Below are 26,383 nucleotides of genomic sequence, written 5' to 3'. Positions count from 1 at the left end.
CGTCATTCCTCCCGCGGGCGGTGGACGACGAACGGCCGGAGGTTGCCGTAGAGCCCCCACGGTCCGCCCGCGACGCCGACACCACTGTTCTTGACGCCCGCGAAGGGCTGGGCGAGGGACAGTTCGGCGTGGTGGTTGATCCAGGCCGTGCCGCATTCGAGCCGGTCGGCCACCGCCTCGGCCCGGTCGAGATCGGCGCCCCATACGGAGCCGCCCAGCCCGAAGGCGGTGCCGTTGGCCGCGTCGACGGCCTCGTCGAGGCTCCGGTACGGCAGCACCGGCAGGACCGGTCCGAACTGTTCCCCGGTCACCACGGGGCTGCCGGGCGGGACATCGGTGAGGATCGTGGGAGCGAAGAAGTAGCCCGGCCGGTCCAGCCGCCGCCCGCCGGCCGCCGCCCGGGCGCCGTCCGTCAGCGCCTGCTTCGTGACCTGCTCGACCCGGGCCAGCTGAGTGGCGTTGTTGACCGGGCCCAGCCGGGTGTCCGGGTCGAGGCCGGCCCCGACGGCGACGGTCTTCGCGCGCTGGGCGAGGGCTTCGACGACCTCGGCGTGGAGCCGGGCCGGGGCGTAGACGCGTTTGACCGCCATGCAGACCTGGCCGCAGTTGCGGAACGCGGCCCAGAACAGCCGGTCCGCGATCCGGTCCACCTCGACGTCGTCCAGCAGGACGGCGGCGTCGTTGCCGCCCAGTTCCAGGGTGACCCGGGCGAGCGAGGCCGCAGCCGCTTCGGCGACGGCCCGCCCGGTGGGCACCGAGCCGGTGAAGGTGACGTGGCGGACGCCCGGGTGGGAGGCGAGGCGGGCGCCGAGGGGTTCGCGGCCGGTGACGACGGTCAGTACGTCCTCGGGCAGGGCCGCGGCGAGGACGGAGCCGAGCAGCCGGGTGGCGAGAGGGGTGAACGGCGACGGTTTGAGGACCACGGTGTTGCCCGCCGCGAGCGCGGGCGCGAACTTCGCCGCCGCGAGCTGGAGGGGAAAGTTCCACGGCACGATCGCGGCGACGGGACCGAGGGACCGCCAGCGGATCTCGCTGCGCACGGGCCGGCCATCGGTGATCCACCGGGTTCTGGGGGCCAGGTCGGCGAAGTGGCGCAGGCGGGCCGCCGTACGGGCGACCTCCGCGTACGACTCGGCCAAGGGCTTGCCCTGTTCCCGGGTGAGCAACCGGGCGAGGTCGTCGCCGGCCGTCTCCACGGCGTCGGCCGCCACGCGCAACGCGATGGTGCGGGCGGCGGGGTCGGCGCGCCAGCCGTGCCAGGCCCGGCGGGCCCGGTCGACCACGGCGTCCAACTCGTCCGGCTGCTGGTCGGGGGCCTCGTCGAAGGTCTCTCCGGTGGCCGGGTCGACGACGGCGAAACGCGCGGCCCGGCCACCGGGGACGCCGCCGGGATCGGAGGTCGGCATGCGGTTGCTCAGTTCACGGTGGGGACGCCGGCCGCGTGCTCCCGGGCCTGGCGGTCCATCTCCGCCCGGAAGGCGGCCACCAGATGCGGCTGGATCCTTCCCGTCGCGCGATCGCCGCCCTCGCAGACCGCTCCGCGCACGCCCACGATGTCCGTGCCGATGCGGGTCAGCGGACCGAGGTCGGTCTGTTTGACACTGCCCGCGAGGGCGGCGAGCAGATCGGACGCGTGGGCCAGCCGGACGAACTCGGCGCAGACATCCGGCGGAACATGGTCGAACAGCCGCGTCCCGTCCTTGACAGCGGTGTCGAGCATGGCCGCGTCGGCGCCGGAGCGGGCGGCGATGTCGGGCACGGCGAGCGGGTTGACGCAGCCGATCCGGTGGGCGTCGGCGTAGCCCGAGGCGACGACGAGCGCCTCGGGGCGGTGTTCCTTCACCGCCCGGACGACCGCGCGCATGACCTCGACGCCCTGATCGGGCGTCGTGCATCCGTAGAGGCCGACCTTGATGTACGTGGCACCCGAGACGACCGCGCCGAGCGCGGCCTGGGCCACTGTGCCGGGCTTGTACGGGACGTCTCCCACAGTGGCGGACACCGGTTTGTCCGCCGGGACCGCGTCGCGGACCTCTCTGATGACCCAGGGGAAGTTGGCGCCGAGCGAGCCCTCGTCGGGCTTCTTGACGTCGACGATGTCGAGGTGCTCCGCCGCCTTCGCGCAGTCGAGAGCCTCCTCCACACCGTCCGGGGAGATGAGAAGCAACACCGTGGGCTCCTTCCGCCGCACGTCCGCCTGGCCGAGGGACAGGGGTGCGGATCACCTGGTTCATGTGCGGCGTGCTCATCATTTCCACCGCCTGTGGGCACCGGTAGAGCGTGTGGAGTTGCTCGTGAGGCGCTCGTGTCCGCGCCTGGTGCGCTGCGTGCACCGGCGTGAACCGGTCCCGCCGGTCGTTCGGCACGAGCCCGGCTCGGGCCCTCCGCGGTGGGGCCGGCGGCGGCACGCTTCTGCGGGTGTCGCACGGTGCTGCCCCTGGCGGCTTGTGAAAGCGCGCCACCCCGTTGCTTCCCCCCGGCTTCTCCGGCCTCCCGACGTCGGCCGTGTCCGGGAGGGCCGCCACCGATGACCGTGCCGTGGTGCGAGGCATGGTCCATGTCCCGCACCACGCCCGCGCACATGGCGTTCTTCACCGGCTTTCGGCCCGAGCGGCCGACCCGCCTCGGGGAACGCCGTTCGGCGGCCGTCGAGCGGGTGCCGCCCGAGACGTTCCTGTTCGGCGGCCGGGGCCGGGATCCCGCCGGACTTCCGCGTACGCGACAGCACTTGGGACAGAGGCCGCAGCCGGCAGCGCAGAGAGCTGCCCGGCAGACGGATCGGCGTGCGGACCGCCCGCGAAGGCATCGGGTCCGGCGAACGACGGGAGTGCCGTCGACGAGTCGTCGAACGGACGATGTCCCGGCTGCCGGGCCACCGCCGACCCGGCCCTCGCCACGAGCGCGGTCCCCTCAGCCACCCGGCCTTCTCCCGGCCCCGCCGCCCCCTCGCTGCTGCGAGCGGCTCGTCCGCCTCACCACGCAGGACACGGTCCGGGGCGAACGGAGCAGGCCGGAGCCGGCCGGAGTTCGCCGGAGTCGGCCGAGGTCGGCCGGAGCCCGCCGGAGTCAGAAGGTGCGCTCGAGCAGGTCCAGCAGTGCCGCCCAGTGCCGCTCGGAGGCCGCCTCCCGGTAGGCGGCGGTGTCGGCCTGGGTGAAGCCGTGGGGAGCGCCCTCGTAGACCTCGCAGCGATGACGGACACCGGCCGCCGTCAGGGCCTTCTCCAGTCGCTCCTGCTGTTCCGGCGGGAGCGAGGGGTCGTCGTCGGCGTGGCCGAAGTACAGCTCGGCGGTGACCCGGCCGGCCACCAGGTGCGGGCTGTCCGGTGCCTCGGTCGCCAGCCGCCCGCCGTGGAACCCGGCCGCCGCCGCGACCCGCTCGGGATGGGCGCCCGCGGTCAGCAGGGAGAGGCGGGCGCCCATGCAGTACCCGGTCACCGCCACCGGCCCCGCCGCCACCAGCGGGCTCTTTGCCATCCAGCGCAGCCAAGCGCCGGCGTCCCGCATCGCCAGGTCGTCGGTCAGGGAGCGCATCACCGGGCCCAGCTTCTCGAAGATCTCCGGGCGGGCCGCCGGGTCGATGAAGTCGGGCATCTCCACGACGGGGCTGCGCCCGTGACGGTGGAAGACGTTCGGCACCAGCACCGCGTACCCGGCCCCGGCCAGCCGGTCGGCCATCGCCCGCAGGTGCGGCCGGAGCCCGAAGGCGTCCTGGTACAGCAGCACACCCGGACGGGGCGGGCCGCCGGCGGGACGGGAGAAGTAGGAGTCCGCGACACCGCCCTCGGTCGGGACGTCCACGGCTGTTCCCTGTACGGAGGTCATGCGGGGGTGCCTCTCTGCGTGGTTCACGGCGGGCGGTCGACCGGTCCGGCGACGGGCCGGCCCGCCGCTATCGTTGCATGGGCCATCGAAATCGGCCGTGCCGGGACCCGGCGTCCCCGTCCCCGGCATTCCCGTCCCCGTCCTCCGCCGCCCGCGCCTACTCGAAGCGCGAGGCGTCGCCCGCTCCGTGGCGGATGACCTCCGCCTCGCCCCCCGAGAAGTCGATGACCGTGGTCGGCTCGGTGCCGCAGTCCCCGGAGTCGAGCACCCCGTCCACGGAGTGCTCGAGCCGGTCCTTGATCTCCCAGCCCTGGGTCATCGGCTCCTCCTCGCCCGGCAGCAGCAGCGTGCTGGACAGCAGGGGTTCGCCGAGTTCGGTGAGCAGTGCCTGGGTGACGACGTGGTCGGGGATGCGCACGCCCACCGTCTTCTTCTTCGGGTGCTGGAGCATGCGCGGCACCTCCTTCGTCGCGGGGAGGATGAAGGTGTAGCTGCCGGGCGTGGAGGCCTTGATCGCGCGGAACACGTCGTTGTCGACGTGCACGAACTGCCCGAGCTGCGCGAAGTCCTGGCAGACCAGGGTGAAGTGGTGCTTGTCGTCCAGTTCGCGGATGGCCCGGATCCGGTCGACGCCGTCCCGGCTGCCGATCCGGCAGCCGAGCGCGTAGCAGGAGTCCGTCGGGTACGCGATCAGCGCGTCCGCCCGGATGGCCGCCGCGACCTGGGCGATGGTGCGGGGCTGCGGGTTGTCGGGGTGAACGTCGTAGTACTTCGCCATTGGGGGAGCTTATGCCGTGCGGCGGGGGGTCGGCCCTTTTTGACATGGGTATGAGGGGATACCTATCCTGGCTGTCATGTCCGACACCAGCGCGCCCTCCGGGGGCACCGACCGCATGGCCTCCGAGCTGGCGGCCTGCCTCCCCGCGCTGCACCGGGCCCTGGACCGCCGGGTGGGTTCCACCTACCCGCATCCCAAGCCGCCCGAGGGGCAGCTCCTGCTGCTGCGGTTCGTCGCCCAGCAGGAGGGCGCCACCGTGCGCGAGGCCGCCGACGCCCTGCTGATGAAGCCCAACAACGTCAGCGCGCTGGTCTCCCAGATGACCGAGCGGGGCATGCTGGAACGCCGCCAGGACAGCGCCGACAAACGCGTCGTCCACCTGTATCCGACGGCGACCTCCCGGCGGCGCCTCGCCGAGGTCCGCGACCTGGAGACGGGCTGCCTCTCCGAGGCCCTGCTCTCCCTCACCGACGGCGAGATGGACGCCCTCGGCTCCGCGATCGGCGCCCTCACCTCCCTGACGCGCCACCTGCACGCCGCCGCGCACTGAACCGGGGCAGGCCCTCTCGGCCTGTTCCCCGGCCGGGCGTGCGGTGCCCGGGTCTTCCGGCGCCGCGTCCTGGAGGTGCCGCGGTCTGTGGGCGCCGCCACCTGTGGTCACTGCCATCCGTGGCCGCCGCCCCGTGGGCGCCCGGTGCGCGGTGCCCGGTGCCGCCTGACGTGGGCGCCACTCCTGGCGGCGATGCCACCCCGGGTGTGCCCCCGGGGGGTGCCGTCCACCTCCTCGGCGAACCCGTACACACCCTTCCGTAGAACCCCCGTCGCACAACCCCCGTACACAGACAAGGCTTTCCCATGCCGTCCACCACCGTGGATCACTCCGGCGTGCCCGCACGCGCCGCGGCGCGGCCGTCGGCCACCGGCCGCTTCCGCTCCAACCCCTGGCTCACCCTCTGCGCGGTCGCCTTCGGCCTGTTCATGGTCCAGCTGGACGCGTCCGTCGTCGCCATCGCCAACCCCGAGATCGGCCGCGACCTCCAGGCCTCCACCGCCGACCTCCAGTGGGTCACCAACTCCTACCTGCTGGCCCTGGCCGCCACCCTGATCCTCGGCGGCAAACTCGGCGACCGCTTCGGCCGGCGCACCTTCTACCTCGTCGGCGTCGCCGGCTTCACCGTCTCCTCGGTCGCCATCGGACTGTCCGGCTCCATCACCGGCGTCATCGCCTTCCGCGCCCTCCAGGGCGTCTTCGGCGGCCTGCTCATGCCCAACACCCTGGGGCTGCTGCGGGCGGTGTTCCCGCCGAAGAAGTTCGGCATGGCCGTCGGCATCTGGGCCATGGTGTCCGCCGTCTCCACCGCCCTCGGCCCGATCGTGGGCGGCCTGCTCGTCGAGCACGTCGACTGGGAGTCGGTGTTCTACATCAACCTGCCCATCGGCGTCGTGGCGTTCGCCTTCAGCGCCCTCGTGCTGCCGCAGTCGCGGAACTCCACCGGACACCACCGCTTCGACGTCCCCGGCGTCCTGCTGCTGGCGGTCGGCCTGATCAGCCTAGTCCTCGGCGTCGTCAAGGGGGAGACCTGGGGCTGGACCTCCGCGGGCACCTGGGGCGCTCTCCTCGCCGGACTCCTCGTGCTCGCCGTCTTCGGCTGGTACGAGACCCGCGTCGAGCATCCGCTGCTGCCGATGCGCCTGTTCCGCAACCGCTCGCTGACCGTCGGCGCGATCATCACCGCGCTCAACTTCTTCGTCCTGCTCGGCGCGATCTTCTTCATCATGCTGTACCTGCAGAACGTGCGCGGCTACACCCCCGTCGAGGCCGGTGTGCGCACCCTCCCGCTCAGCCTCGCCTCGCTGGTCGCCTCCCCGCTCGGCGCGGCCCTCACCGGCCGCTTCGGCGCCCGCTTCTGCATGCCGCTGGGCATGATCCTCCAGGCCGCCGCCTGCTTCGGCCTGCTCACCTGGTCCACGGACTCCTCCTACGCCACCATGTGGCCGCCGTTCGTCGCGCTCGGCCTCGGCGTGGGCATGGTGCTGGCCGCCTCCTCGGACGCCATCGTCGGCAACGCCCCCGTCCGGGACGGCGGAGTCGCGGGCGGCCTCCAGGCCACCACACTCCAGATCGGCGGCGCCCTGGGCACCTCCGTCCTGGTCTCCGTGATCAGCGCCGAGGTCGGCTCCACGCTCGGCGGCGAACTCACCCGGGCCGGAGTCCCCGCGGCCACGGCCGCCGGGCTCGAGGAGGCCAAGGACGCGGTCGCCATGGGCGTCGCCCCCGTCTCCGGGAACATGCCGGAGCAACTGAGGGCGGCCGTGGTCGAAGGCAGTGGCCAGGCCTTCATGAACGGCCTGCACGCGGCCTCCCTGGTCACGGGCCTGCTGTGCCTGGTCGGCGCGGTACTGGCCGCCGCGGGCCTGGGCAGCAGGGCCTCCGCCCCCGCCCACTGACACGACCCCACCCGCCTCGATCCGCCCCCGTGCCGTACCGGTGGGGCGGATCGAGGCGCTCCACCGTGTCGTGCACCGGCCCGTGCGGCGCTCGCGCCGGGCTGGTCGGCCGGACGGGCACGAGTGCGCCGCCCTCCTCGTGCGTCTGCTCCTCCTCGGGAGGAACCGGGCCGGTCCGGGCGGGTCTCACCGGCCCGGGGCCCGCGGCTGCCCGCCCCGCGGGCCGGTCCGCGTGAGTCGCTCAGGGCGGGCCGGGTGCGCCCGCCCCGTCGTGGGCTCCGTCCGTCCACCCTGCGGTGGGCGGAGCCGGACAGTCCGGGCCGGTGTCGGCGCCGGTGAGGTAACGTCCCTGACCGATATGTCGATATGACTGATTCGGTCCGCAGGGGCCCTGAGGGACGAGGAGTGCGCCGACATGACCGGCCGGGACGACGAGCGCCGTCACACGGGTGTGACGGCGTCGGGGCACGCCGACTCGACGTGGGAGCAGGAACTGCTGGACCACCTGCGTCCCACCGGACGCGACGTCGCCAGGATCGTCGACTGGCTCGGCGCCACCGTCGACGCGGCCGTCTCCCTGCGCGACGACAACGGCACGCTCCTCGCGGGAGCGCCCACACCGCTCGACGAGGGTCTGGTGACGGACATCGTCACCGGCCGTCTCGCCTCCGCCTCCTGGGAGGGGGACGGCCGCCACCTGCGGATGATCCGCGTCGAACTGCCGCCGCCCGCCGCGGCCCGCGTGCTCGCCGTCGCCCGGACCGCACCCTTCGACCGGCGTGCCGCCGACATCGTGACCCACACGGCCGCCGCCCTCGAACTCCTGCTGCGCGCCCAGCGCACCGCCGCCACCGGACACCGCCTCGCGCGCGCCACCTCCGACCTGCGCCTGGCCATCCTCCAGCTGCTCATGGTCGAGGACACGAGCGCGGCCCGCAGGGTCGCCGCGGGTCTGTGGCCCGGTCTCCTCGACACCGACACCGCGTGCGTCTACGTCGTCGAGAGCAGTCCCGCGGACCGGGACCGGCTGGCCGAGGCCTGTATCGAGGCCACCCGCGAACAGAGCCTGGTGGTGCGCTGCCCGGCCGTGGACGCCCACGTCATCGTGGTGACCCCGCGCGACGCCGCGGGCGCCGACCTGCGCGCCCTGTGCCACCGGCGGCGCGACACCTTCCTCGGCGGCAGCGCCCGCCAGAGCCTCGCCCACACCGCCGCCGCCTACGGGCAGGCCGTCAGCGCGCTCGCCGTCGCCCGCTTCCGCCCCGACAAGACGGCCGTCTACGCCGAACGCACCCACCCCGAGCGGCTGATGGACCCCGCCGCACTGGGCGCCTGGACCACCCGCCTGCTGCGCCCCCTCGACACCCTCGCCCACCACACCCGCGCCGAACTCCTCGCCACCACCCGGCTCGGCCTGGAGTTCACCGCCGTCAGCGCGGCGAAGGTGCTCGGCGTCAGCCGCAACACCGTCCGCGCGCGCATGGAACGCGTGGAGAACCTCCTCGGCGCGGACTTCTCCGACCTGGCCGTCCGGGCCGCCGTGCACCTCGCCCTGAACACCGAGGCCTGCCTGACCGAGGACCGCCACCCCGCCGCCGCGCCCGCCCGCCTCGTCGACCTGCTCACCGGGCCCGCGCTGCGCACCTGGGCGCACGCCCTGCTCGCCCGCCTCGACGCCGACGGCCGCGACCTGCGCAAAACCCTGCGCGCCTGGATCGCCGCCGGCGGCAACGCCGAACGGGCCGCCCAGCTCCTCGGCGTGCACGCCCAGACGGTCCGCGAACACGTACGCGGCGCCGAACCCGTCCTCGAACGCCGGCTCCTCGCCGCGGGCAGCGACCTCTACGAGGTCGTTCTGGCCCACCTCGTGACCGGGGCCCTCAGCCCGCCCGGCCTGCACGCCGACCGGCATTCCTCCCCGCACCCCGACCTGCACCCCTCTCCGCACCTCGACAGCCACCAGGCGTAATCGGGCCATCCGGACGCACCTGTGCACAGGTGAGCCCTCCGGCCCCGAGAGCGGGCACCGGCACGATTCACAGGCGGCACGCCCGGCACGTAGGTTCGACGTGCCGCGGGGGTTCGACCGGAACGGGGGACCGGTCGCACCCCCGCGATGCCGGGGGCTCGCGGGAGCGCGGTCAGCCGCGCAGCCGGACCGGGATCTCCTGCCAGCCGCTCGCGATGAACGACGGCACCTGCTCCAGCTTCCCGGCGTCCGCGTCCAGCCGCAGCCGGGGGAACCGGTCGAACAGGGCGGGCAGCGCGGTGAGCGCCTCCATCCGGGCCAGCGGGGCGCCGATGCACCGGTGCACGCCGATCCCGAAGGACAGGTGGTCGTCCGCCCGGCGCGCCGCGTCGAAGACCTCCGCGTCCGCGCCGTAGCGCGCCGGGTCCACGCCCGCCGCCGCGTACGTCGTGACGATGGCGTCCCCGGCCGGGATCGTCACGTCGCCCACCTCCAGGTCGCTGACGGCGAACCGCAGCGGCAGCGTGGCGATCGACGGGTGCAGCCGCAGGGTCTCGTCGACCACCGCGTCCCAGCCGACGTCCCCGCGCCGCACGGCCGCCAGCTGCTCGGGCGCGCGCAGCAGCGCCACCACGGCGTTCCCGATGAGGTTCACGGTCGTCTCGAACCCGGCGCCGATCACCAGCAGCAGCGTGTACAGCAGCTCCTCGTCGCTGAGCCGGTCGCCCTCCTCGTCGCGCACCCGGATCAGCTCGGTGGTCATGTCGTCGCCGGGGTGCGCGCTCTTGTACGCGATCAGCCCGCCGAGGACCGAGCCGATCCGTTCCTGGACGCGCGCGGCGTGCTCCGGGGTGGGGTCGGTGGTGTCCATGATCGAGGCGACCAGCCGGACGTGGTCCTCGCGCATGCCGTCGGGCACGCCGAACAGTTCGCAGATGATCCGCATCGGCAGGGGATGGGCGAACGTGGCCTTCAGGTCGACCGTCTCCCCGCCCCGGTCGAGGGCGTCCAGCAGCTCCGCCGTGACCGCCTCCACCCGCCGCCGCAGCGACTCGGTGCGCCGGTGCGTGAAGCTCGGCGCGACCAGGCGCCGCAGCCGGGCGTGGTCGGCGCCGTAGGTGGAGAGCATGTTGATCACACCGACCCAGCCGAGGATCCAGCCCCAGGAGGGGTGTTCGCCCAGTTCCGGCCACAACCGCCAGTGCCGGCGCGGGTCCTTGCTGACCCGCGGGTCGAGGATCAGCTCCTTGAGGGTGTCGTACCCCGTGGGCGCCCAGGCGGGGATGCCGCCGGGCAGTTCGATCGGCACGACCGGGCCGAGCGCGCGCAGCCGGGCGCTCTCCGCGTGCAGGTCGGAGCCGAACGGGTCGAGGACGATGCGGTCGGTCACGGTCACGAAGGAACTCCCGGATGGTCGGTGGCACGAGGGCTGAAGCGGACGGGCAGCGCGGTCAGGGAGCGGTGGAAGGGTCCAGGCCGCCAGGAGAGCCGCTCGCGGGGCAGCACCGGGTCGAGGTCGGGCAGCCACTGGGTGAGCCGCTCGATCGCCTCGGTGACGATCAGCAGCGTGTGCTGTTTCACCGGACAGGCGTGCGGTCCGGCGCCCCACGACAGGTGCGAGGCGTCGTGGGGGTGGCGGTCCGCGCCCGCCTCCCGCTCGGCGAACAGGCCGAGTGCCCCGTACGACACCACCACCGGCACGGCGTCGCGCAGCCACACCCCGTGGAAGGAGACGGGCCGGCGCGCGTAGTAGATGCCGTAGTTGGCCAGGGGCGTCTCGTGGTGCAGCACCTCGACCACCGCGTCCATGACGGGACGGGCGCCGCTGGTGAGGGTGGAGTAGTAGAGCGGGTTGCCCAGGATCCGCGACAGGGTGTTGGACAGCAGGTTCGCGGTCGGCTCGTAGCCGGCGCCGAGGGTGAGGAACACCTGCCAGGTGACCTCCTCGCCGGTGAGCCCGGCGGGATGGCCGAGGAGCCGGCTGGGCAGGTCGTCGCCGGGCCGCTCGGCCTTGGCCGCGATCAGTTCCAGGACGTACCGGGCGTACTCCGCCTCGCCCTCGGCGGCCTGCGCGCCGCCCTCCATCATCTTGCCCAGACCCGCCTCGAGCCGGTCGCCGGCGCTGTCCGGCAGCCCGAACAGGTCGTTGAACACCAGCGCCATCAGCGGCCGCGAGAAGTCCGCGACGAGATCGGCTTCGCCGTGCGGCCCGATCCGGTCCACCAGCAGGCGCACCGCACGGTGCACCCGCGCCCGCAGGTCGTGCGGCTCCACCAGGTCGAACACGTCGATGAGGGTGGTCCGGTAGCGGACGTGCGCGGCGCCGTCGGCGAACAGGGCGTTGGGCCGCCACCGCATCATGCCGAGCACCGGGGAGTCCGCCGGGACGGTTTTCTCCCAGGCGCGCGGATCGTGCGAGAACGTCTCCTCGTCGTGCAGCACGTCCAGCGCCGCCCGCCGGTCCGTGACCAGGTACGCCGGCACACCGGGCGCCAACTCCGCCCACCCGATGGGGCCCTGGGCGCTCAGGGCGGCGTAGTAGCGCTGCGGGTCCGACGCGAAGCCGTCCTCCCACAGCCGCACGGGAGCCGAACGCGAGAAGGCGTGCCGGTCCGGGGGATAGGTGGTCACCGGGCCTCCGCCGGGTCGCGGTCGATCAGATGGTCGACCAGCGCGAGCAGCGCGTCGACGGAGGAGTCCGTGTCCCGCGCGTCGCAGGTCACCAAAGGGGTGGACGCCTCCAGGTCCAGGGCGCGCCGCAGCCGCTCCTCGCCGTGGTGCCGGGGCGCGTCCGGGAAGGCGTTGAAGGCGACGGCGTACGGCAGTCCGCTCTCCTCCACCAGACCCAGCACGTCGAACGACGCCTCGAGCCGACGGCCGTCGACCAGGACGAGCGCCCCGAGCGCCCCGTGGGCGATGTCGTCCCACAGCGACCGGAACCGCTCCTGTCCCGGGGTGCCGAACAGGTAGAGGACCACCCCGCCGGGCAGGCTGATCCGGCCGAAGTCGATGGCGACGGTCGTCGTGGCCTTGTCCCGTGTCCCGGCCAGGTCGTCCACCTGCGCGGACGCCTCGCTGAGGGGTTCCTCGGTGTGCAGCGGGCGGATCTCGGACACCGAGTCGATCAGGGTCGTCTTGCCCACCCCGAACGGTCCGGCGACCAGGATCTTCACCAGGTCACGGGCGGTGTCGGGCTGGTGGACCGCGCCGGGGGCGCTAGGCGTGCTTGAGGGCGCGGAGGCCATCGGCCACTCTCTTCAGCAGGTCGGGGTCGAAGCGGTCGGCGGGCGGGATCGGCGCGCGGGTGTGGATCAGGTCCCGGTCGGCGAGCCCGGCCGCCAGCACCCGCACCGCGGAGACCGGCAGCCCGAGCAGCGCCGCCGCCTCCACCACCGCCAGCGATCCTTCCTCCAGGGCTTCCAGCAGGGCGAGTTGGGCGGCGGGCAGTCCGGGCGGCGGGCGCTCGCCGGTGCGGGCGAGCACCGAGAGCCGCTCCAGATGCGGGCGGCTGGGCCTGGTCACCCCGCCGGTCGACAGGTACGCGGGAACCAGGGGACGGCCGGCCGGGCGAGCGGTCACGCCGGAGCGCGGTCGTCGGCTCCTCGGGGCGCGGCCGTCATGGCCTTCCCGCCCAGTCGCGCCACCTGGGAGTGCACCCGGTGCGCCAGCAGGTCCAGACGCACCTCGCCGTCGCCGTACGCGGCGACGCAGGTGCCGTGGTCCGTCGGCACGATCAGCACGTAGCCGTGGTCGGACTCGATGACGACCTGGCGCACCTCGGCCTTCTCCCGGTCGGCGAACGCCGCCGCCGCGGTCCGGCACGCCCCCTGCACGGTGCTGGTGATCGCGGCCACCCGCTCCGCCGACGGCTGCGACAGCGCGTCGGTGTACCCCGTCACGAGCCCGTCGCGGGTCAGCATGACGGCGGCCACCACGTGCGGCACCTGGAGGATCGGCTCCAGTACCCATGCCGTGTCGCCCGTGTTGCGGCTGGTCATGCCGCGCCCCCTTCGTGGTCGGTGTGATGGGTGTGATGGGTGTGGCCGGTGTCGTGGGCCGCCGGCCGGGCGGCGCCCACGGGGGCGGCGCCGGTGTCGGCGCGCGCCGACGCGGTGCCCGTCTGGAGTGCGCCGAGCGCCGCCGCGGCCTCCTCCGGCCGCCGGGCCGGCCGCGTCGGCTCTGCGTCCGCCGGCGGTCCGGCAGCGGCTGCCGTGGCGGCGGGACGGGGGCGCCGGCGCCGCTGCGGCAGCCCGTCCTCGTCCGTGGGTGTGCGGTGCCCGGGCGCGTCCGGTACGGCGTCCTCCGCACCGTAGGCATGCCCCGGGGCCGGGGCGGCGGGGACGGACCTGCGGGTGGTGCGCGGCGCGCTCGGGGCCGGGGGCCGGTCGGCCGGGTCGAGGCGGCTCAGCAGGTGGCTGCCGACCCGCAGGACCGCGCGCACCCCGCCGTAGGGGGAGGCCGACGAGACGTCGACGGCCAGGTCGAACTGGCGGGTGAGACGGCCGATCGCGGCCAGGCCCATGCGCGGCGGATCGCCCAGGTCGGTCAGGAGGATGGGGGTGTCGCCGGCCACCAGCCGCTGGGCACGGTCGCGTTCGTCACGGGTCATGCCGAGGCCCGCGTCGTCGACGGTGACGCACACCCCGTGGTGGACGTGCTCCAGGCTCACCACCACTTCGGTGTCGGGCGCGGAGTGCCGCAGCGCGTTGTCGAGGAGTTCGGCGACGATGATGGCGACCGGCTCCACGGCGTGCGAGACCAGGGCCGTGCCGGGCTCCAGGTGGTTGTGGACCTCGACCCGCTGGTAGCCCGCGAGCCGCGCCTGGCCACCGGTGACCGCGTCCACCAGGTGCGACTCCTCGCGGGCGAGCCCCACCCAGGCCCCGCACACCACCGCGGCGACCTGGGCGCGCCGCAGCGACTGCTCGTTCTCGTGGTCGAGCTGGAACAGGGTCTGTGCCAACTCGGGTTCGTCGTAGCGCTGTTGAAGTTGCCGCAGGGCGTCCTGGAGCCGGTACAGGGCGGCCTGGATCTCCCGGGTGGCGCCGCGCATCCCGGCCTGCGCGGCCGCGTCGACCCGGGTGCGCTGGGAGGCCACCTCGGACCGGAGCGCCAGGAGCACGTTCTCCAGGGCCATGCCGAGCGGGGTGCCGGCCGTCAGCGGCTGGAGCGGGCCGGGCACCGCCAGGTGCGGATGCGCCACCTGCTGGGCGGCGGCGGGCACCCGGCGGGCCGCGAGGTGCTCGACCTCGGCGGTGAACGCCCTCAGGGATCCGTCGAGTTGGGTGCGCAGGGCGGCGATCTCCGCCCGCTGCCGGGTCTGTTGCCGTCGTAACCGCAGCAGCCCGCCACCGAGGGCGAGCGCGGACAGTGTGCCGGCGGCGAGGCCGCCGGCCACCAGGTCCGGTAGTTCGATCATCGATTCGGTTCCAGGGAGGGTCGGCGTTCCGGGGAAGGGCGTGGCAGGGGTGAACCCGGGAGACGCGGACCGGGCACCCGCAGCACAGTACACACCGTCATCGTTCGATCTCGCACGGTTGAGCAAGACTCCGCGCCGAAAGTGCCCGCCGTCTGTTCGCTTCTGCGTCGACTGCCGCAATTGTCTTGTGGAGTAAGCGAGTTGACCCCGCCCCGGAGTGGCCGGATGCCGCCCTTGGCGGCGAGCGCATCGAGCTGTGTCTGGAGTTCCTGGGTGAGGGTCGAACAGCGGGCGTATCCGATGCGGATGTCCGCGCTCGGAGTGTCCGGGGCGACGGGTGCGGGCGCCGGGATGCCGGACCGCCACGGCTGGCCGGGGCCGCGGTCGGCGGGTGTCGGCACGCGCGGGAGTTTCGCGAGCCGGGGAACCTTCGTGAAGCGGCCGGTGTGGTACGTCCCGGCACCCGCGCCTGAGAGCGAGCGACAGGGTGAACCCGACTGGGCGTTGCAGCGCGGGCAAGGGCGGCACTCGACGTCGTCCGCGTCAGGCGCGAGTGCGGTTTGAGGGGCCATCATGCCCCCGGATATCGTCACGAACGTTTCCCGGAACATGCCTGGTTCCACTCTTGGGCGAGAACGAGTGGTGACAGTGGATCCGCGATCCGGGCCACTTCCGCCGGCCTTCTCGGTCTTGCTCCGGGAAAGCGTCGTCTGTGGGAGTGGGGCAGGCCGCGATCCCGGGGAGCCTGCCCCACTCATCGTTCCCTTCAGACACTGAAGCGTTCGACGAGCATCTTCATGGTGTCGAAGGCGGGCTTGGGAGAGTAGTCGTCTGTGGTGAGCCCGAATTGATGGAACAGTCCCGTTCGGGCGCTGTCCGCATCTCGCAGCGCAAAATGCGTGTATCCGCTCAGGTGGAGTTGCTTCGATCGGGCGGCGATCACATTTACCACGGTCTCGACGACCTCGGCCTGCCGGTGCGGGTGGCGTTCGGGTCCGGTGGGCCAACCGTGCTCGGTGATGTGCAGCGGTAGGTGTCCCAAGCCGGAGGGTGCCAGCACCGAGTCGCGGTGATGGCGCAGCAGTCCCTCGACGGCGTGCGTGAGGTCGGATGTGTCAACGGGTTGGAAGACGTCGGGAAAGAAGTCCAGGCCCACGTAGTCCAGATCGGTGATGAAGTCTCCTCCACCGAGGTTGGTCAGATCAGTGACGAAGGATGTTGCCGGCCCGAAGAGAGGGGTGGTGTTGAATCCGACCCGTAGGTCTGTGTACCCGAGTTCACGTGCTCGCGCTTTGACGACGGAAACCCCGCGGACGATCGCCTCGTGCACCGCCGGGTAGTAGCCGTCCAGTGTCGGGTTCGACGTGACGTTGGGCTCTTCCGTCACTTGTAACGTGCTCGTGACCGCGCCGTACTGCTCGACCAGTTCGCGCAGGAAGTCGCAGTAGCCGTCGACGTCTCCGGCTGTGGACTGGTACTGCGCCACCAGGTCCAAGCGGCGCCCCCGGATGGCGTACTGGGCTGCGGCGGCCGGCGCCGCGGTCGCGTGTGGCTCGCCGAGGCGGGTGGCGTCGTCGAAGCCTGTATAGGCGCGTACCAGGAACGGGCGGCCCGGTCGGCCCTGGAGGCGGTCGAGTGCACTCGACACGAGGGCCGGGTCATCGGGCAGGCCGCCGGCCAGGCTCCCGGTGTCATCACCGGTGACTCCGCCCGGGTAGATCCCGAAGAGCATGCCGTCATGCGCTGTCAGTGTCACGCGTTCGATTCCTTTCGGTTCGGCGTTGCAGGGGGTGCGGAGGTTGTCGCCGCACCGGTCGGCCACGTCAGTGAGCCGGTGCGGAGGTCGTCGATGACCGAGTCGATCCATGCCGTTTCGGCGCGAGCGAGGCACAACGCGTATTCGGCTTCGATGACGTGCATGCGGGGTACGCCGGCCGCCAGGGCCTCCGCGAGGCGTTCTTCATCGGCGGCCGTGCGTTGCCGGAGGCGTTGGGCACGCTCGGCCAGGGCCTCCACCGCGCCGCTCGGCCCGAGGGCGCCGAGATAGGTGACTGCGCCCAGGAACTGCGAGAACTCGCGCTGTGGGTTGCGGATCTGGGAGTCCAGGCGTCGTACGAGTTCGTGGTGGCCCTCTTCCGTGAGGGCGTAGACGGTCCTCTCCGGACGGTTTCCCAAGCGCTGCCGGCCTTGTGAGCCAAGCCATCCCGCTTCGGTCAGGGCGGCAACGGTGTTGTAGAGCGTGCCTCGCGTGATCGCGGCCGCGTGGTTGTCGCTGCGTTTTCGCAGTTCGGCAAGCATCTGGTGCGGGTGTGAGGGCTGTTCGAGCAGGAGACCCAGCACTGCCAGGACGATCGGGTTGTCGAGAGCGCGACGTGGCATAGTCGAACTCTATCAGTCTAAATAGGCTATCGGGTGTGGGGAGTGGAGTCGCGTCGGACGGCTCGGCGGCCTGCAGGTCGGTGTCACGCGGGGGCCGAGACGGCCCCGGCGTCCGACAGCACCGCACCGTGCGCGCCCACTTCGCGTGCCGGACGCAGCTTGTCCTCGCCCACGTCCAGCGCGACGACCCGCGCGGGCGTCAGCGCGCGCGGCAACCGGACGGCGACGTGCCCGAGTCCGCCGGCGCCGATGGCCACCGTGGTCGCCCCCGGCACCAGCCGCGGCAGCGCCCGCTTGACCGCGTGGTACGGCGTGAGCCCGGCGTCCGTCAGCGGCACGCCCGCGGCCGGAGCGTGCCCGCCCGTCCCGACGGCAGTGGGCGCCCTTCGCCGGATTCCCGTGACGGTCCCGGCTCGACGGGAGCACGGTCCCGGGCCCGTGACGCGCTATGCGCCGCGCGGCGGAGTGAGTACGGCCATGGTGCCGTTGGCCTGCCGCAGTGCGAGTTCCAGGGGGCCGGGGGAGTGCAGCGCGCCCGATCCGTCCGGCGGGATCAGCCACTCCAGGAACCGGGCCGGACGGTACGGCGGGGGCACCGCGACCCAGGAGCCCCGGCCGGCCTGCCGCAGCCCCTCGCCGATCCAGCGGCTCGCCGGATCCGGCGGCAGGAAGAAGCCGACCCGGTGGGCCGCGGTGTCCACGAGGGTCGGCCCCGGTACGGGCAGCGACGGCTGCCACAGCAGGTCCAGGGTGAGCAGGCCCAGGCCGTCGGGCACGCTCACCACGTCCCAGTAGCGGCCCGCCTCCAACAGAGTGACGCCATGGCCCCGGTCCCACTCCCGCTTGCAGCGCCGCGGGTCCGTCGAGGCGGCGGCCAGCCACTCCACGCCGCGCGTCCACGTCAGATAGCTCATCGTCCGGCTCCGTCCGAGTCCGCCCGGAACCGGCGCGCGCGAGGACGCCACCGGCGCCGGGGCCCTGCCGTCGGCCGCACGCCGACTCGGCACATGCATGCTGGTGGATGTTCCTCCGTGGCGGAAGGGGTGGCGGGCAGTGGCGTTTGGGTCTGGTTCGTTCGACGCTCGTGTGACTGTTCGGTCGACGGTCCGGGCGGACGGGGGAGGGGGCCGAAGCGGGGGTGAGGCCTGGGGGGGGTGAGGCCCCGGCGCGGCCGCCGGATCCGGTCGTGCTCGGCAGGGGACCCGGCACCGGCGGGCGGCTGTCCGGCCGGACGGGCGGCACTGTGGCGCGGTCGGGCTGATGCCTGGCGCGGTAGGTGGTCGGGGGTCGGCGGGTCGGCCGGGACGTGGCGTGCGGAGCCGGAGGGCCAGCGGTGGTGCTCGCGGGCCCGGCGCGTCCGGTCGAAGCCGGGCAGGCCCATCGGGACGGGGATCGTCGGACGGCTGCCCGAGGCCGGTACCGGTGAGGGTCGCGGGCCCGGCGCGACCGCCGACCCCCTGGTGCGGCCGGCCGAACCGCGCGGTGCCACGGGCCCGGACGCCGTACGACCGAAGTCGCGGCGGCCGGGCCCGGGGCGTGTGCGCGCCCGGTGCTCCGCTCGGCCTCGCCCGGCCTCAGGGCAGCCGCGAGCCGCCCTGCGGAACGGGCATCGACCGCGCCGACGGAACCGATGAGGCCGATGACACCGACGGTGTCGACGAAACCGATGGCACCGATGACGCCGACGGGTCCGACTGCCGTAGCTCGGCGAGCAACTCGTTCTGTCCGGCCAGCAGTTCGGTCAGGATCCGGCGGGCCGCGCGGAGCAGCTCGGCGACGTCGCCGCCGGCCAGCGCGTAGCTGACCGTCGAGCCCTCCCGGATCGACACCACGATCCCGGACCGCCGCAGCACGGCCAACTGCTGGGAGAGACTGGACGGTTCGATCTCGATCTCGCTGAGCAGGTCCCGCACGGCGACGGGCCCGCCCTGAAGCAGTTCGAGGACCCTGATCCGCACCGGGTGCCCCAGCATGCGGAAGAACTCGGCCTTGGCCTGGTAGAGGGGGACCTGCATGGTCAATCGCTCGCTCCCTGCCGCTCTCGGGGTCCTGCGTCCGTCACGATCCTGGCGACTTCGGGCCCCGCACGCCCCGGTGATGCACTGATGTGGATGTGTCGAGATGAAGAAATTTTCAATTCGTGGGCGTGCGAAGCCGTAGGTCACGTGGTGGGCTACACCTCGAGGTCCGTCTCGATCCGCTTGAGCTGGTGACGGGCCATCGCGAGGTTGGAGCGGTCGCGGTCCAGGACGAGGTAGATGAACAGTCCGCTGCCCTGCCGCCCCTTCAGCAGCCGGATGAGGTGGTACTGGCTCCCGAGGGTGATCAGGATGTCCTCGATCTCGCCCTTCAGGCCGAGGTGCTCCATCGTGCGGACCTTGGCCCGGATCACATCGGTGTTGCCCGCGGCGGCGACGGCCAGGTCGAGGTCCTTGCCGCCGCCCATGGTGCCCAGGGCCATGCCGCTGGTGTAGTCCACGACGGCGGCGCCCAGCGCCCCCTCGATCGAGGTCATCGTCTCCTTGAGGGAGATTTCCACATTCGCCATGGCGGTCCTCCTACGGGTTGCACGGGACCGGGCTCCTTTGGCCCCGTTCGTGCTTCGACCGTACGGAGGGGGTCGCCCGGAAGGATGACGCCTTCCGGGACTGGCGCAGAGAGAACCGGAACGTGTGGACACCTGCCGCACTTTGATCGCACGGGATGCGAAATCTGACCGTCTCGTGCGGCAAGCGCTCCCTGAGGAAGAAGAGCCGAGGAAGCGGCGGGACGGCCGCACCGGGGCGCGCGGTCCCGTGCGGATCCCGCCGGCGCCGCGGCCGTCGCAGCTGTGGGCCGCCCGGCGCGGACGCCGCTTGCGGCGGGCCGTCCGAGCGGGCAGGGTTCGATGCCGTGGCCACTTTGCTGATCGTCCATCACACGCCCTCGCCGAACTGCCAGGCGATGTTCGAAGCGGTCGTCCGGGGCGCGACGACGCCGGAGATCGAGGGGGTCCGCGTCGTCCGCCGGGCCGCCCTCGCCGCCACCGCCTCCGACGTCCTGGCCGCCGACGGCTACCTGCTGGGCACGCCGGCCAATCTCGGCTACATGTCCGGCGCCCTCAAGCACTTCTTCGACCAGGTGTACTACCCCTGCCTCGACGCCACCCGCGGCCGCCCCTTCGGCTACTACGTGCACGGCGGCAACGACGTCACCGGCGCCGTGCGCGGCATCGAGGCCATCACGACCGGCCTCGGCTGGCGGCGCGCCGCCGAACCCGTGACCGCCACCGGGGAACCGGGCAAGGCGGACCTGGAGGCCTGCTGGGAACTCGGCGCGACCACCGCCGCAGGCCTCGTCGGGTGACGCTCTCCCCGGGACCCGCCCTGGTCCCGGGATCCGCCCCGGTCCGGGATTCGCCCCGGTCCCGGTCTCCCGGGATTCGCCCCGGTCCCGGTCTCCCGGGCCCCGCCCCGGTCCCGGTCTCCCCGGCCCCGGCCTCCCTGGGGCCCGGTCTCCCCGGCCCCGGCCCCCCCTGGGTCCCGGTCTCCCTGGGCCCCGGCCTCTTCCGCACCGGCTGCACGGGCCGCGCCGGCCGGCCCCGCCCCGCTCGGCCCCGAAGGAGACGATCACGGACATGAGCGCAGACCATCGCGACGGCGGGCTGCTCCGATTGTGGGAGGAGCGCAGGCGCGCGCTCTTCCCCGCGGGCTTCCGCGGTGTGGACGTGGCGGGAGTGGACCTCGTCCTGCTCGACGCGGACGTCGCGGGCCTCGTGCCACGGGAACTCCGCGGCGGACTGGACGACGAAGGCGTCGCTGTCCTCCGGGCGTGCGTCGCGGACCTCGACAGGGTCCTGCCCCTGGTCGGGGACGACTACTGCGCCTCCTGCTGCGCCAGGCCGCGGGCGATGGCCGGGCTCACGGCCGCGCGCCACCTGTCCGGCGCGATCTGACCGTCTGCCCGAGGACCACTGTCCCGCGCGGTACCCCGCTCAGTCCCACAGCGGGTAGGTCATCACCTTCGCGAACTGTTCGGGCCGCTGGTCCGGGTACTCCAGGGTGATGCGGCCGTAGCGCTCCGTCCCGGGGTCCTTCTTCCAGGGCTGCGCCTTGTCCAGCCGTACGACCACCGGGTACGAGCGGAAGGTGCCGGCCGCGCAGTAGGGCTTGCAGTCGTTGACGACGTTGACGCCCGTGGCCTTCGCGGACGTGTCGTCCCAGCGGGCCCACTTCAGCGAGACGAGGCGGCTGTTGCCGTCGCCGCAGGCCAGGATGAAGTCGTCGGGCCGCACCTGCGGGTGCCAGAGGCAGTCGACCAGGACGGGGGGCGCGCTCTGGCGCGCGACGGGCCGGTCGGCGGGTGGTGACGCGGCGGGTGCGGCCGAGGCCGTCCCGACCGCCGCGGTGAGTCCCAGTGCCGCGCAGAGCAGCGCCGCCGTCCTCGTCGTCCTGTGTCCGCGCATGACCGCTCCCGCCCGTCTCGGTGCCCGGGCCGTTCCCCGGGCCCCGTGGAGGTTCTCCACCGACGCTACGACGACGAGCCGACCAGGACCACTCGAACGGCCCAGCGGCAGGGCGCGGGCGCCGCCACCGCCGCGCCGGTCGCCGGCATCGCCTCGCCGCGCCGCGCACTCGCGGACGGCGCGGACGGCGCGGACGGCGCGGACGGTCGTAGGGCTCGGGCTCGGGCTCGGGCTCGGGCTTGGCGGTGCGGACGGTCGTCCGGCTCGGGTGCGGCGCCGCGGCGCCGCGGCCCGTGATCTCGGTCAGCGGCGTGCCGACCGCCCACAGCAGCAGGCGGGCGCTGCTGACGAGATGGGTGTGCCCCTGGCGCGCGGCCCACACCTCGTCGCGGTGCGAGAACGTGCCGCGGTGCACCACGAGCCGTACCCGACGGCCGGACCGCCACCGTGACCGGCACGAGCAGGCGCCCTCCTCGTCCGGCAGCGGCTCGGCCACCGGCCGGAACGACACGTCGAGCAGCCGTCCCCGCCGGTCGCGGGCGGCGAGATGGACGACGTCGTGCGCGGACGGCGGCAGCACCCGCCGGCCGTCCCGTCGCAGCATCCGCGTCACCGCGACCATCAGCCCCGGCTGATCCAGATCCGCCAACTCCTCGGCGGTGCAGTGGCCGCGACGCCAACGCGCCGGGCGCCGGGACCGCCGCAGCACGACGGCGGTCACCACGCCGAGCACCGTCAGCACCAGGGCCGCAGCCCACGGGCCCACGGCCCGGCCGGCCAGCGTCGGCCCGGCGGCCGTCCCGCACACGACGGAGGCCGGGACGGCGGGGCCGGGCAGCACCTCGCGCAGCCGCGGCCCGTAGCGTCCCGAGGCGCGCAGTTCCCGCACCGTCCGGCGCCGCCGGGCACGCCGGGACCCGTCCGCCGACGCCCGCTGCCCCCTGCGTGTCCCCGGGGCCGGTACTCTCCACCCCGTACCCCGCGATGTGCCAGGACCGGATGCGTACCCGCGGTATGACGAAATGCCCGCGCTCGGCGCTTTTCGGCCACCGCCTCGGCCGAAGGGCGGCCCGTCCCGCGGGTGCTCGACGGGCCGTTGTCAGTGGCGGGTGCGAAGCTGCTGGTCATGGACGAGGCTGACTTCATGCGGGGCCGGGTCTACGGCGCCGACCACGAGGATGCGGCACCCCGCCCGGACCGCGAGTACGCGGAGCTGGTGGGCGGTCCGCTGGACGGGCTGCTCCTGGACGTCACGGACCGCCCGGGCGGCGACCTGCACGAGGTGGCCCTGACGACCGAGATAGGCCGCTACGGCCCCGGCGGCTGGTCCCTGTACAAGGAACGGCCCGGAGGTGCCCGCCGCTTCGACTGGCGGGGGGACGCGCCCGGTGCTCCCTGACGCTCAAGGGGCGACGGGATCACGGGGCACGGGACGACGGGATTACGGGGTGACGGGAGCGGCGAGCCGGGGGCTTGTCCGATCGTACGAACCTTCCTGCGCGAGGGTTACCTCCTGTGGCTCGACTTGATAGGAAACCTTCCTGTCGGTTGCAGCGCGGATCCACCTCCCTCCCCCCACTCCCCGACTGGAGTCACTGTGGTGCACACATCCCCCGGCGCGCAGAGTCCGACCGCCGCCACGGACACCCCCACGTCCGCCGCCTCCCGCCGCACGGTCCTCGCCCTCCTCGCCGCCGTGACGGCGGCCCCTCTCCTCGCCTCACCATCGGCGTCCGCCGCCCCCGAACTCCGCGCGCCGGTGGGGCTCGACGACCCGGCGAAGAAGGAGATCGCCATGAAGCTGGTGTCGAGCGCGGAGAACTCCTCTCTCGACTGGAAGGCCCAGTACCAGTACATCGAGGACATCGGCGACGGCCGCGGCTACACCGCCGGCATCATCGGCTTCTGCTCCGGCACCGGTGACATGCTCGACCTCGTCGAGCTGTACACCGACCGCGAACCCGGCAACGTGCTCGCCGGGTACCTGCCCGCCCTGCGGGCGGTCGACGGCACCGACTCCCACGACGGCCTCGACCCGCACTACCCGCGGGACTGGCGCACGGCGGCCCGGGACACGGCGTTCCAGCAGGCGCAGAACGACGAACGCGACCGCGTCTACTTCGATCCGGCCGTCCGCCGCGCCAAGGCCGACGGCCTGCGCGTCCTGGGCCAGTTCGCCTACTACGACGCCATGGTCATGCACGGCGACGGCGGCGACGCCGGCTTCGGCAGCATCCGCCGGCGCGCCCTGGTCAAGGCGAAGACCCCGGCCCAGGGCGGCGACGAGACGGCGTACCTCCACGCCTTCCTCGACGCACGCGTGTGGGCCATGAAGCAGGAGGAGGCGCACAGCGACACCAGTCGCGTCGACACCGCCCAGCGCGTCTTCCTGCGCGAGGGCAACCTGGACCTCCAACCGCCCCTGGACTGGAAGGTGTACGGGGACAGCTACCACCTCGACTGACAGCGGCGCACCCGTCCCGGCCCGCGCGCGACGAGGCCGGCCGGCGTCACCGCCACGTCGCGGTGGCGTCGGCCGCGGACGGGGCGTACGGCGCCGGATGCCGGGCCCCGGTCCGTTCCGGCGTTCCGCGAAAGAGTGGTGCGGCTGGGGCGTAGGAGTCGGATTCGGGGGTAGGCGCGCGGTCATGAACGGGGTAATGAAGGCGGTCCGCATGGAACCTGTCCCTCGCGGCGAGGGTTTCCCGGGTCCTGAGCGGAGCCGGGTCGAGACAACGGTGGCCCTCGACGGGCAGAACGGCTGCATCGCCGGTGCGCGGCGGTTGACGGGTGATTTCCTCGCGCGTGCGCAGCGCGAGCAGGGGGTGCCGGTCTCGGCCCGCACCATGGATGTCTCGCAGCTCGTGGTGAGCGAACTGGTCACCAACGCCCTGCGGTACGCGCCCGGCCCGGTCCTGCTGCATCTGTGCATCGTGGGGGCCGCCGTGGAGATCGCGGTCTGGGACAGTGATCCGGCGCTGCCGGTGCCGCGCGGGGCGGATCCGACGCGGGTGGGTCAGCACGGCCTGGAGATCGTGATGGCCGTGGCCGAGGGCGTCGACGTCGTGCGGGAGCCGGTCGGCAAGCGGATCGTCGCCCGGCTCGGGCTGCTCGACGGCCTGTAGGCGGAGGCCGGGCGGAGGTCAGGCGGAGCCCGTCGCGTCCTCCTCCCCGAGGACGCGGAACGTCGCTCCGCCGAGGGTGAGCACCCCGTCCGACAGGGGAGTGCAGCGCACCCCGCCCCCGCCGCGCAGGGCGCGTTGCGCACCCGGTCCGACCGTGACGTCCAGCCAAGCGCACGGCCTGGCCGGACGGTTGACGGCGAGGGTCACGGCACCGCCCCCCCCCCGGAGTCCAGGACGACGGTCCTGCCGACGAGGGCGTCGATGTCGACGCCGCGCAGCAGGACGTCACGGCGGGTGTGCCGGAGACCGGCGGTGGGGGCGATGTCACGGGCGAACGTCGCCCGCCACGGCACCGGGTCCCGCCGTCGCGTTCCCCTCTCCGCCCGGGAGCGGGGTGGGAACGCGACAACGGGACCCGGTCTGACGCGGGCGTCGTTCCCCGGGCTCAGGGCTTGTACGGCAGCGTGGCGCAGTTGGAGCCGGCGGGCCGGCCGTCGAGGCGGTCGGTCAGCCAGGAGATCGCGTCGCCCTGGTCGGTGAGCAGCGGTGCGAAGTGGTTGAGCAGGGCGTTGCCCAGCGGCAGCAGGACGACGGGCTTGTAGGTGACGTCCGCCCCCTTCGCGCACCACGCCACGGCCAGCCGGCGGGCCTGTCCGTGCGGTACGAGGTTGTCGGCGGTGCCGGTCGCCACCCGCACCGGGGACGCGGGCCTGATCCTGCCGATGCGCTGGTCGGCCAGGAACTCCTTGAGCGCGGGCTCCTCCTCGATGATGGCGCCCAGCGGACGCCCGTCGGTGGTCCAGGCGGTGCTGCGCGCCGAGTTGTAGGCGAGGAGGGCGTCGCCCACGCACATGGTGGACAGGTCCCTCAGGGCCGCCTCGCCGGCCGCGCTCAGGTGCGCCTCCGCGATCGGCTTCAGCTCCGGGTCGGACTCCAGGAAGCCGTTGACCGACCAGCCGAGCGCCCCGGCGAGGTCGCTGCCGTCGATGGCCGCGGTGACGGCCACCAGGTCGGCGGGCGGAGCCCCGGAGTAGGTGCCGGCGAGCGGGACGTCGGGGGCGTACGCGGGCTGGAGTTCGGCGGCGGCCGCGGTGGCCCCGCCGCCCTGGCTGTAGCCGAACAGCGCCACCCGTGAGCCGTCGGTGAGGGACGTCCCGTCGAGGGAGCGGGCGGCGCGGGCGGCGTCCAGCACGGCGTGGGCCTCGTCGACCCGGTTGACGTAGGTGTGCAGCCGGTCCGTGGTGCCGAGGCCGGTGTAGTCGGTGACCACGACGGCGACCCCGCGGGCGAGCAGCCGGTAGATGGCCAGGTTCTCGTAACCGACCGACACCGTCTGCCCGTTGAGCACCAGCGGGCGTTCCAGGCCGAGGGACGCGGCGCACTGGTCGCCCTGTCCCATGGTGCCGGGCGCCACGACGACCAGCGGCCGTGCTCCCGTGCCCTTCCAGGCGGCCGTCGGTTCGATGTAGGCGCCGGTGACGGCCGTCGGCCGGCCCGCCGAGTCGGTGGACCGGTACATCAGTCGGGTCGCCCGGCCGGGCAGCGGGCCGTCGATGCCGGGCAGGCTCAGGGCGAGAGGGAGCCGCTCGGTGCGGATCAGCGCGCCGTCGGCGGCCGGCAGCGAGGCGGGCGGGTTGTAGAAGGCGGGAATGGTGACACCGCGGGAGACCACGGGTTCGGTCGGTGTCGCGGAGGCCGGAACGGCTGTCGTGCCGAGGCAGGCGGCGGCCGTGACGGCTGCGGCGAGCAGCCGGGCGGGGGCGGGCATGGCAGACCTCCGGAGGGAGTGGGGAGACCGAGCCTTCTCTGCGGCTCGGGTGACACGCGGTCCGGTGGGGACGGACCGCCCGGCATGCGGCGCCGGTCGTCCCACCGCCGCCGCATGCCGTACGTGAAGCGCTCTCGGACGAGCTGTCAGGACGGTAACGGCGACTGGGTTACCCGGGGTAGCGGTAAGCGGGTTACGGTTCAGTAATATGGCGGACGGTGATCAGGACCG

At 73.5% G+C, this 26,383-nt stretch carries 27 protein-coding genes and 1 pseudogene; 8 read left to right on the top strand and 20 right to left on the bottom strand.

Features of this window, described 5'->3' with window-relative positions; translation table 11 throughout:
* Nucleotides 1-2 precede the first annotated feature (2 nt).
* The 4 genes from ACGFQC_RS28235 to ACGFQC_RS28220 form a co-directional block, all read right to left on the bottom strand.
* Complete coding sequence (locus ACGFQC_RS28235) at nucleotides 3-1,406, bottom strand: aldehyde dehydrogenase family protein (RefSeq protein WP_363089685.1); 1,404 nt, start codon at nucleotides 1,404-1,406, stop codon at nucleotides 3-5.
* Nucleotides 1,407-1,414: 8 nt separating this feature from the next.
* Nucleotides 1,415-2,170 (bottom strand): (5-formylfuran-3-yl)methyl phosphate synthase, encoded by a 756-nt coding sequence (locus ACGFQC_RS28230; RefSeq protein WP_363089684.1) that lies wholly within the window; start codon nucleotides 2,168-2,170, stop codon nucleotides 1,415-1,417.
* A gap of 896 nt (nucleotides 2,171-3,066) precedes the next feature.
* Nucleotides 3,067-3,822, bottom strand: a complete 756-nt coding sequence (locus tag ACGFQC_RS28225) for a dienelactone hydrolase family protein (protein ID WP_363089683.1) — start codon at nucleotides 3,820-3,822, stop codon at nucleotides 3,067-3,069.
* A 157-nt stretch (nucleotides 3,823-3,979) separates the two neighbouring features.
* Nucleotides 3,980-4,600 (bottom strand): L-threonylcarbamoyladenylate synthase, encoded by a 621-nt coding sequence (locus tag ACGFQC_RS28220; protein WP_363089682.1) that lies wholly within the window; start codon nucleotides 4,598-4,600, stop codon nucleotides 3,980-3,982.
* Nucleotides 4,601-4,676: 76 nt separating this feature from the next.
* On the opposite strand from ACGFQC_RS28220, the gene ACGFQC_RS28215 reads away from it, so the two are divergent.
* The 3 genes from ACGFQC_RS28215 (at nucleotide 4,677) to ACGFQC_RS28205 (ending at nucleotide 9,017) form a co-directional block, all read left to right on the top strand.
* Nucleotides 4,677-5,150 carry a MarR family winged helix-turn-helix transcriptional regulator gene (locus tag ACGFQC_RS28215; protein WP_363089681.1) on the top strand — a complete coding sequence of 158 codons (474 nt, stop codon included), beginning with the start codon at nucleotides 4,677-4,679 and terminating at the stop codon, nucleotides 5,148-5,150.
* A gap of 305 nt (nucleotides 5,151-5,455) precedes the next feature.
* Nucleotides 5,456-7,048, top strand: coding sequence for an MFS transporter (locus ACGFQC_RS28210; protein ID WP_363089680.1), 1,593 nt, complete (start codon nucleotides 5,456-5,458; stop codon nucleotides 7,046-7,048).
* A 415-nt stretch (nucleotides 7,049-7,463) separates the two neighbouring features.
* On the top strand, nucleotides 7,464-9,017 hold the full coding sequence (locus tag ACGFQC_RS28205) for a helix-turn-helix domain-containing protein (protein WP_363089679.1): 1,554 nt from the start codon (nucleotides 7,464-7,466) through the stop codon (nucleotides 9,015-9,017).
* Between the two features lie 172 nt (nucleotides 9,018-9,189).
* On the opposite strand, the gene ACGFQC_RS28200 is transcribed toward ACGFQC_RS28205, so the two are convergent.
* The 12 genes and pseudogenes from ACGFQC_RS28200 to ACGFQC_RS28145 all read right to left on the bottom strand — a co-directional run bounded on the left by ACGFQC_RS28200 (nucleotide 9,190) and on the right by ACGFQC_RS28145 (nucleotide 19,363).
* Nucleotides 9,190-10,413, bottom strand: coding sequence for a cytochrome P450 (locus tag ACGFQC_RS28200; protein WP_363089678.1), 1,224 nt, complete (start codon nucleotides 10,411-10,413; stop codon nucleotides 9,190-9,192).
* Nucleotides 10,410-11,648, bottom strand: coding sequence for a cytochrome P450 (locus ACGFQC_RS28195; RefSeq protein ID WP_363089677.1), 1,239 nt, complete (start codon nucleotides 11,646-11,648; stop codon nucleotides 10,410-10,412). Before ACGFQC_RS28195 ends, ACGFQC_RS28200 begins: the two co-directional genes overlap by 4 nt.
* A complete protein-coding gene (locus ACGFQC_RS28190) occupies nucleotides 11,645-12,262 on the bottom strand; it encodes an ATP/GTP-binding protein (RefSeq protein WP_363089676.1) in 618 nt (205 codons plus the stop codon). Before ACGFQC_RS28190 ends, ACGFQC_RS28195 begins: the two co-directional genes overlap by 4 nt.
* Nucleotides 12,234-12,596 carry a DUF742 domain-containing protein gene (locus tag ACGFQC_RS28185; RefSeq protein ID WP_363089675.1) on the bottom strand — a complete coding sequence of 121 codons (363 nt, stop codon included), beginning with the start codon at nucleotides 12,594-12,596 and terminating at the stop codon, nucleotides 12,234-12,236. The genes ACGFQC_RS28190 and ACGFQC_RS28185 overlap by 29 nt, the downstream gene beginning before the upstream one ends.
* Nucleotides 12,593-13,015, bottom strand: a complete 423-nt coding sequence (locus tag ACGFQC_RS28180) for a roadblock/LC7 domain-containing protein (protein ID WP_363089674.1) — start codon at nucleotides 13,013-13,015, stop codon at nucleotides 12,593-12,595. The genes ACGFQC_RS28185 and ACGFQC_RS28180 overlap by 4 nt, the downstream gene beginning before the upstream one ends.
* On the bottom strand, nucleotides 13,012-14,436 hold the full coding sequence (locus ACGFQC_RS28175; protein ID WP_363089673.1) for an ATP-binding protein: 1,425 nt from the start codon (nucleotides 14,434-14,436) through the stop codon (nucleotides 13,012-13,014). The genes ACGFQC_RS28180 and ACGFQC_RS28175 overlap by 4 nt, the downstream gene beginning before the upstream one ends.
* 766 nt (nucleotides 14,437-15,202) lie before the next feature.
* Nucleotides 15,203-16,168, bottom strand: a complete 966-nt coding sequence (locus tag ACGFQC_RS28170) for a hypothetical protein (RefSeq protein ID WP_363089715.1) — start codon at nucleotides 16,166-16,168, stop codon at nucleotides 15,203-15,205.
* Between the two features lie 20 nt (nucleotides 16,169-16,188).
* A complete protein-coding gene (locus ACGFQC_RS28165; protein ID WP_363089672.1) occupies nucleotides 16,189-16,815 on the bottom strand; it encodes a PadR family transcriptional regulator in 627 nt (208 codons plus the stop codon).
* Nucleotides 16,816-16,910: 95 nt separating this feature from the next.
* Nucleotides 16,911-17,174, bottom strand: a pseudogene (locus ACGFQC_RS28160) (NAD(P)-dependent alcohol dehydrogenase); the annotation flags it as partial.
* An 87-nt stretch (nucleotides 17,175-17,261) separates the two neighbouring features.
* Entirely contained in the window at nucleotides 17,262-17,729 is a 468-nt protein-coding gene (locus ACGFQC_RS28155) for a hypothetical protein (protein WP_363089671.1), read from the bottom strand.
* A 660-nt stretch (nucleotides 17,730-18,389) separates the two neighbouring features.
* Complete coding sequence (locus tag ACGFQC_RS28150) at nucleotides 18,390-18,830, bottom strand: metalloregulator ArsR/SmtB family transcription factor (protein WP_363089714.1); 441 nt, start codon at nucleotides 18,828-18,830, stop codon at nucleotides 18,390-18,392.
* Nucleotides 18,831-18,988: 158 nt separating this feature from the next.
* Complete coding sequence (locus tag ACGFQC_RS28145; RefSeq protein ID WP_363089670.1) at nucleotides 18,989-19,363, bottom strand: hypothetical protein; 375 nt, start codon at nucleotides 19,361-19,363, stop codon at nucleotides 18,989-18,991.
* Nucleotides 19,364-19,707: 344 nt separating this feature from the next.
* Here ACGFQC_RS28145 and ACGFQC_RS28140 point away from each other — a divergent pair, with 344 nt between their 5' ends.
* A complete protein-coding gene (locus tag ACGFQC_RS28140) occupies nucleotides 19,708-20,160 on the top strand; it encodes an NAD(P)H-dependent oxidoreductase (protein WP_363089669.1) in 453 nt (150 codons plus the stop codon).
* Between the two features lie 271 nt (nucleotides 20,161-20,431).
* Entirely contained in the window at nucleotides 20,432-20,749 is a 318-nt protein-coding gene (locus ACGFQC_RS28135; protein WP_363089668.1) for a hypothetical protein, read from the top strand.
* A gap of 39 nt (nucleotides 20,750-20,788) precedes the next feature.
* Here the strand turns inward: ACGFQC_RS28135 and ACGFQC_RS28130 are convergent, their stop codons facing one another.
* Nucleotides 20,789-21,259, bottom strand: a complete 471-nt coding sequence (locus ACGFQC_RS28130) for a hypothetical protein (protein WP_363089667.1) — start codon at nucleotides 21,257-21,259, stop codon at nucleotides 20,789-20,791.
* A gap of 1,126 nt (nucleotides 21,260-22,385) precedes the next feature.
* Here ACGFQC_RS28130 and ACGFQC_RS28125 point away from each other — a divergent pair.
* From ACGFQC_RS28125 to ACGFQC_RS28115, 3 genes are all read left to right on the top strand, one after another.
* Nucleotides 22,386-22,658 (top strand): hypothetical protein, encoded by a 273-nt coding sequence (locus tag ACGFQC_RS28125; RefSeq protein WP_363089666.1) that lies wholly within the window; start codon nucleotides 22,386-22,388, stop codon nucleotides 22,656-22,658.
* A gap of 297 nt (nucleotides 22,659-22,955) precedes the next feature.
* Nucleotides 22,956-23,723: a chitosanase gene (locus ACGFQC_RS28120; RefSeq protein WP_363089713.1), complete on the top strand. Its 768-nt coding sequence runs from the start codon at nucleotides 22,956-22,958 to the stop codon at nucleotides 23,721-23,723.
* 211 nt (nucleotides 23,724-23,934) lie between these two features.
* Complete coding sequence (locus ACGFQC_RS28115) at nucleotides 23,935-24,384, top strand: ATP-binding protein (protein ID WP_363089665.1); 450 nt, start codon at nucleotides 23,935-23,937, stop codon at nucleotides 24,382-24,384.
* Between the two features lie 18 nt (nucleotides 24,385-24,402).
* Here ACGFQC_RS28115 and ACGFQC_RS28110 read toward each other — a convergent pair whose 3' ends face one another.
* From ACGFQC_RS28110 to ACGFQC_RS28100, 3 genes are all read right to left on the bottom strand, one after another.
* Nucleotides 24,403-24,591, bottom strand: a complete 189-nt coding sequence (locus ACGFQC_RS28110; RefSeq protein ID WP_363089664.1) for a hypothetical protein — start codon at nucleotides 24,589-24,591, stop codon at nucleotides 24,403-24,405.
* Nucleotides 24,588-24,737, bottom strand: coding sequence for a hypothetical protein (locus ACGFQC_RS28105; RefSeq protein ID WP_363089663.1), 150 nt, complete (start codon nucleotides 24,735-24,737; stop codon nucleotides 24,588-24,590). Before ACGFQC_RS28105 ends, ACGFQC_RS28110 begins: the two co-directional genes overlap by 4 nt.
* A 92-nt stretch (nucleotides 24,738-24,829) precedes the next feature.
* Nucleotides 24,830-26,152 carry a lipase family protein gene (locus ACGFQC_RS28100; protein ID WP_363089662.1) on the bottom strand — a complete coding sequence of 441 codons (1,323 nt, stop codon included), beginning with the start codon at nucleotides 26,150-26,152 and terminating at the stop codon, nucleotides 24,830-24,832.
* Nucleotides 26,153-26,383 lie beyond the last annotated feature (231 nt).

Origin of the sequence: Streptomyces sp. NPDC048734, assembly GCF_043198675.1 — a bacterium.
Taxonomy (GTDB): Bacteria; Actinomycetota; Actinomycetes; order Streptomycetales; family Streptomycetaceae; genus Streptomyces.
Note: the sequence above shows the minus strand (reverse complement) of the source record. Positions and strands in the feature narration are given on the sequence as shown.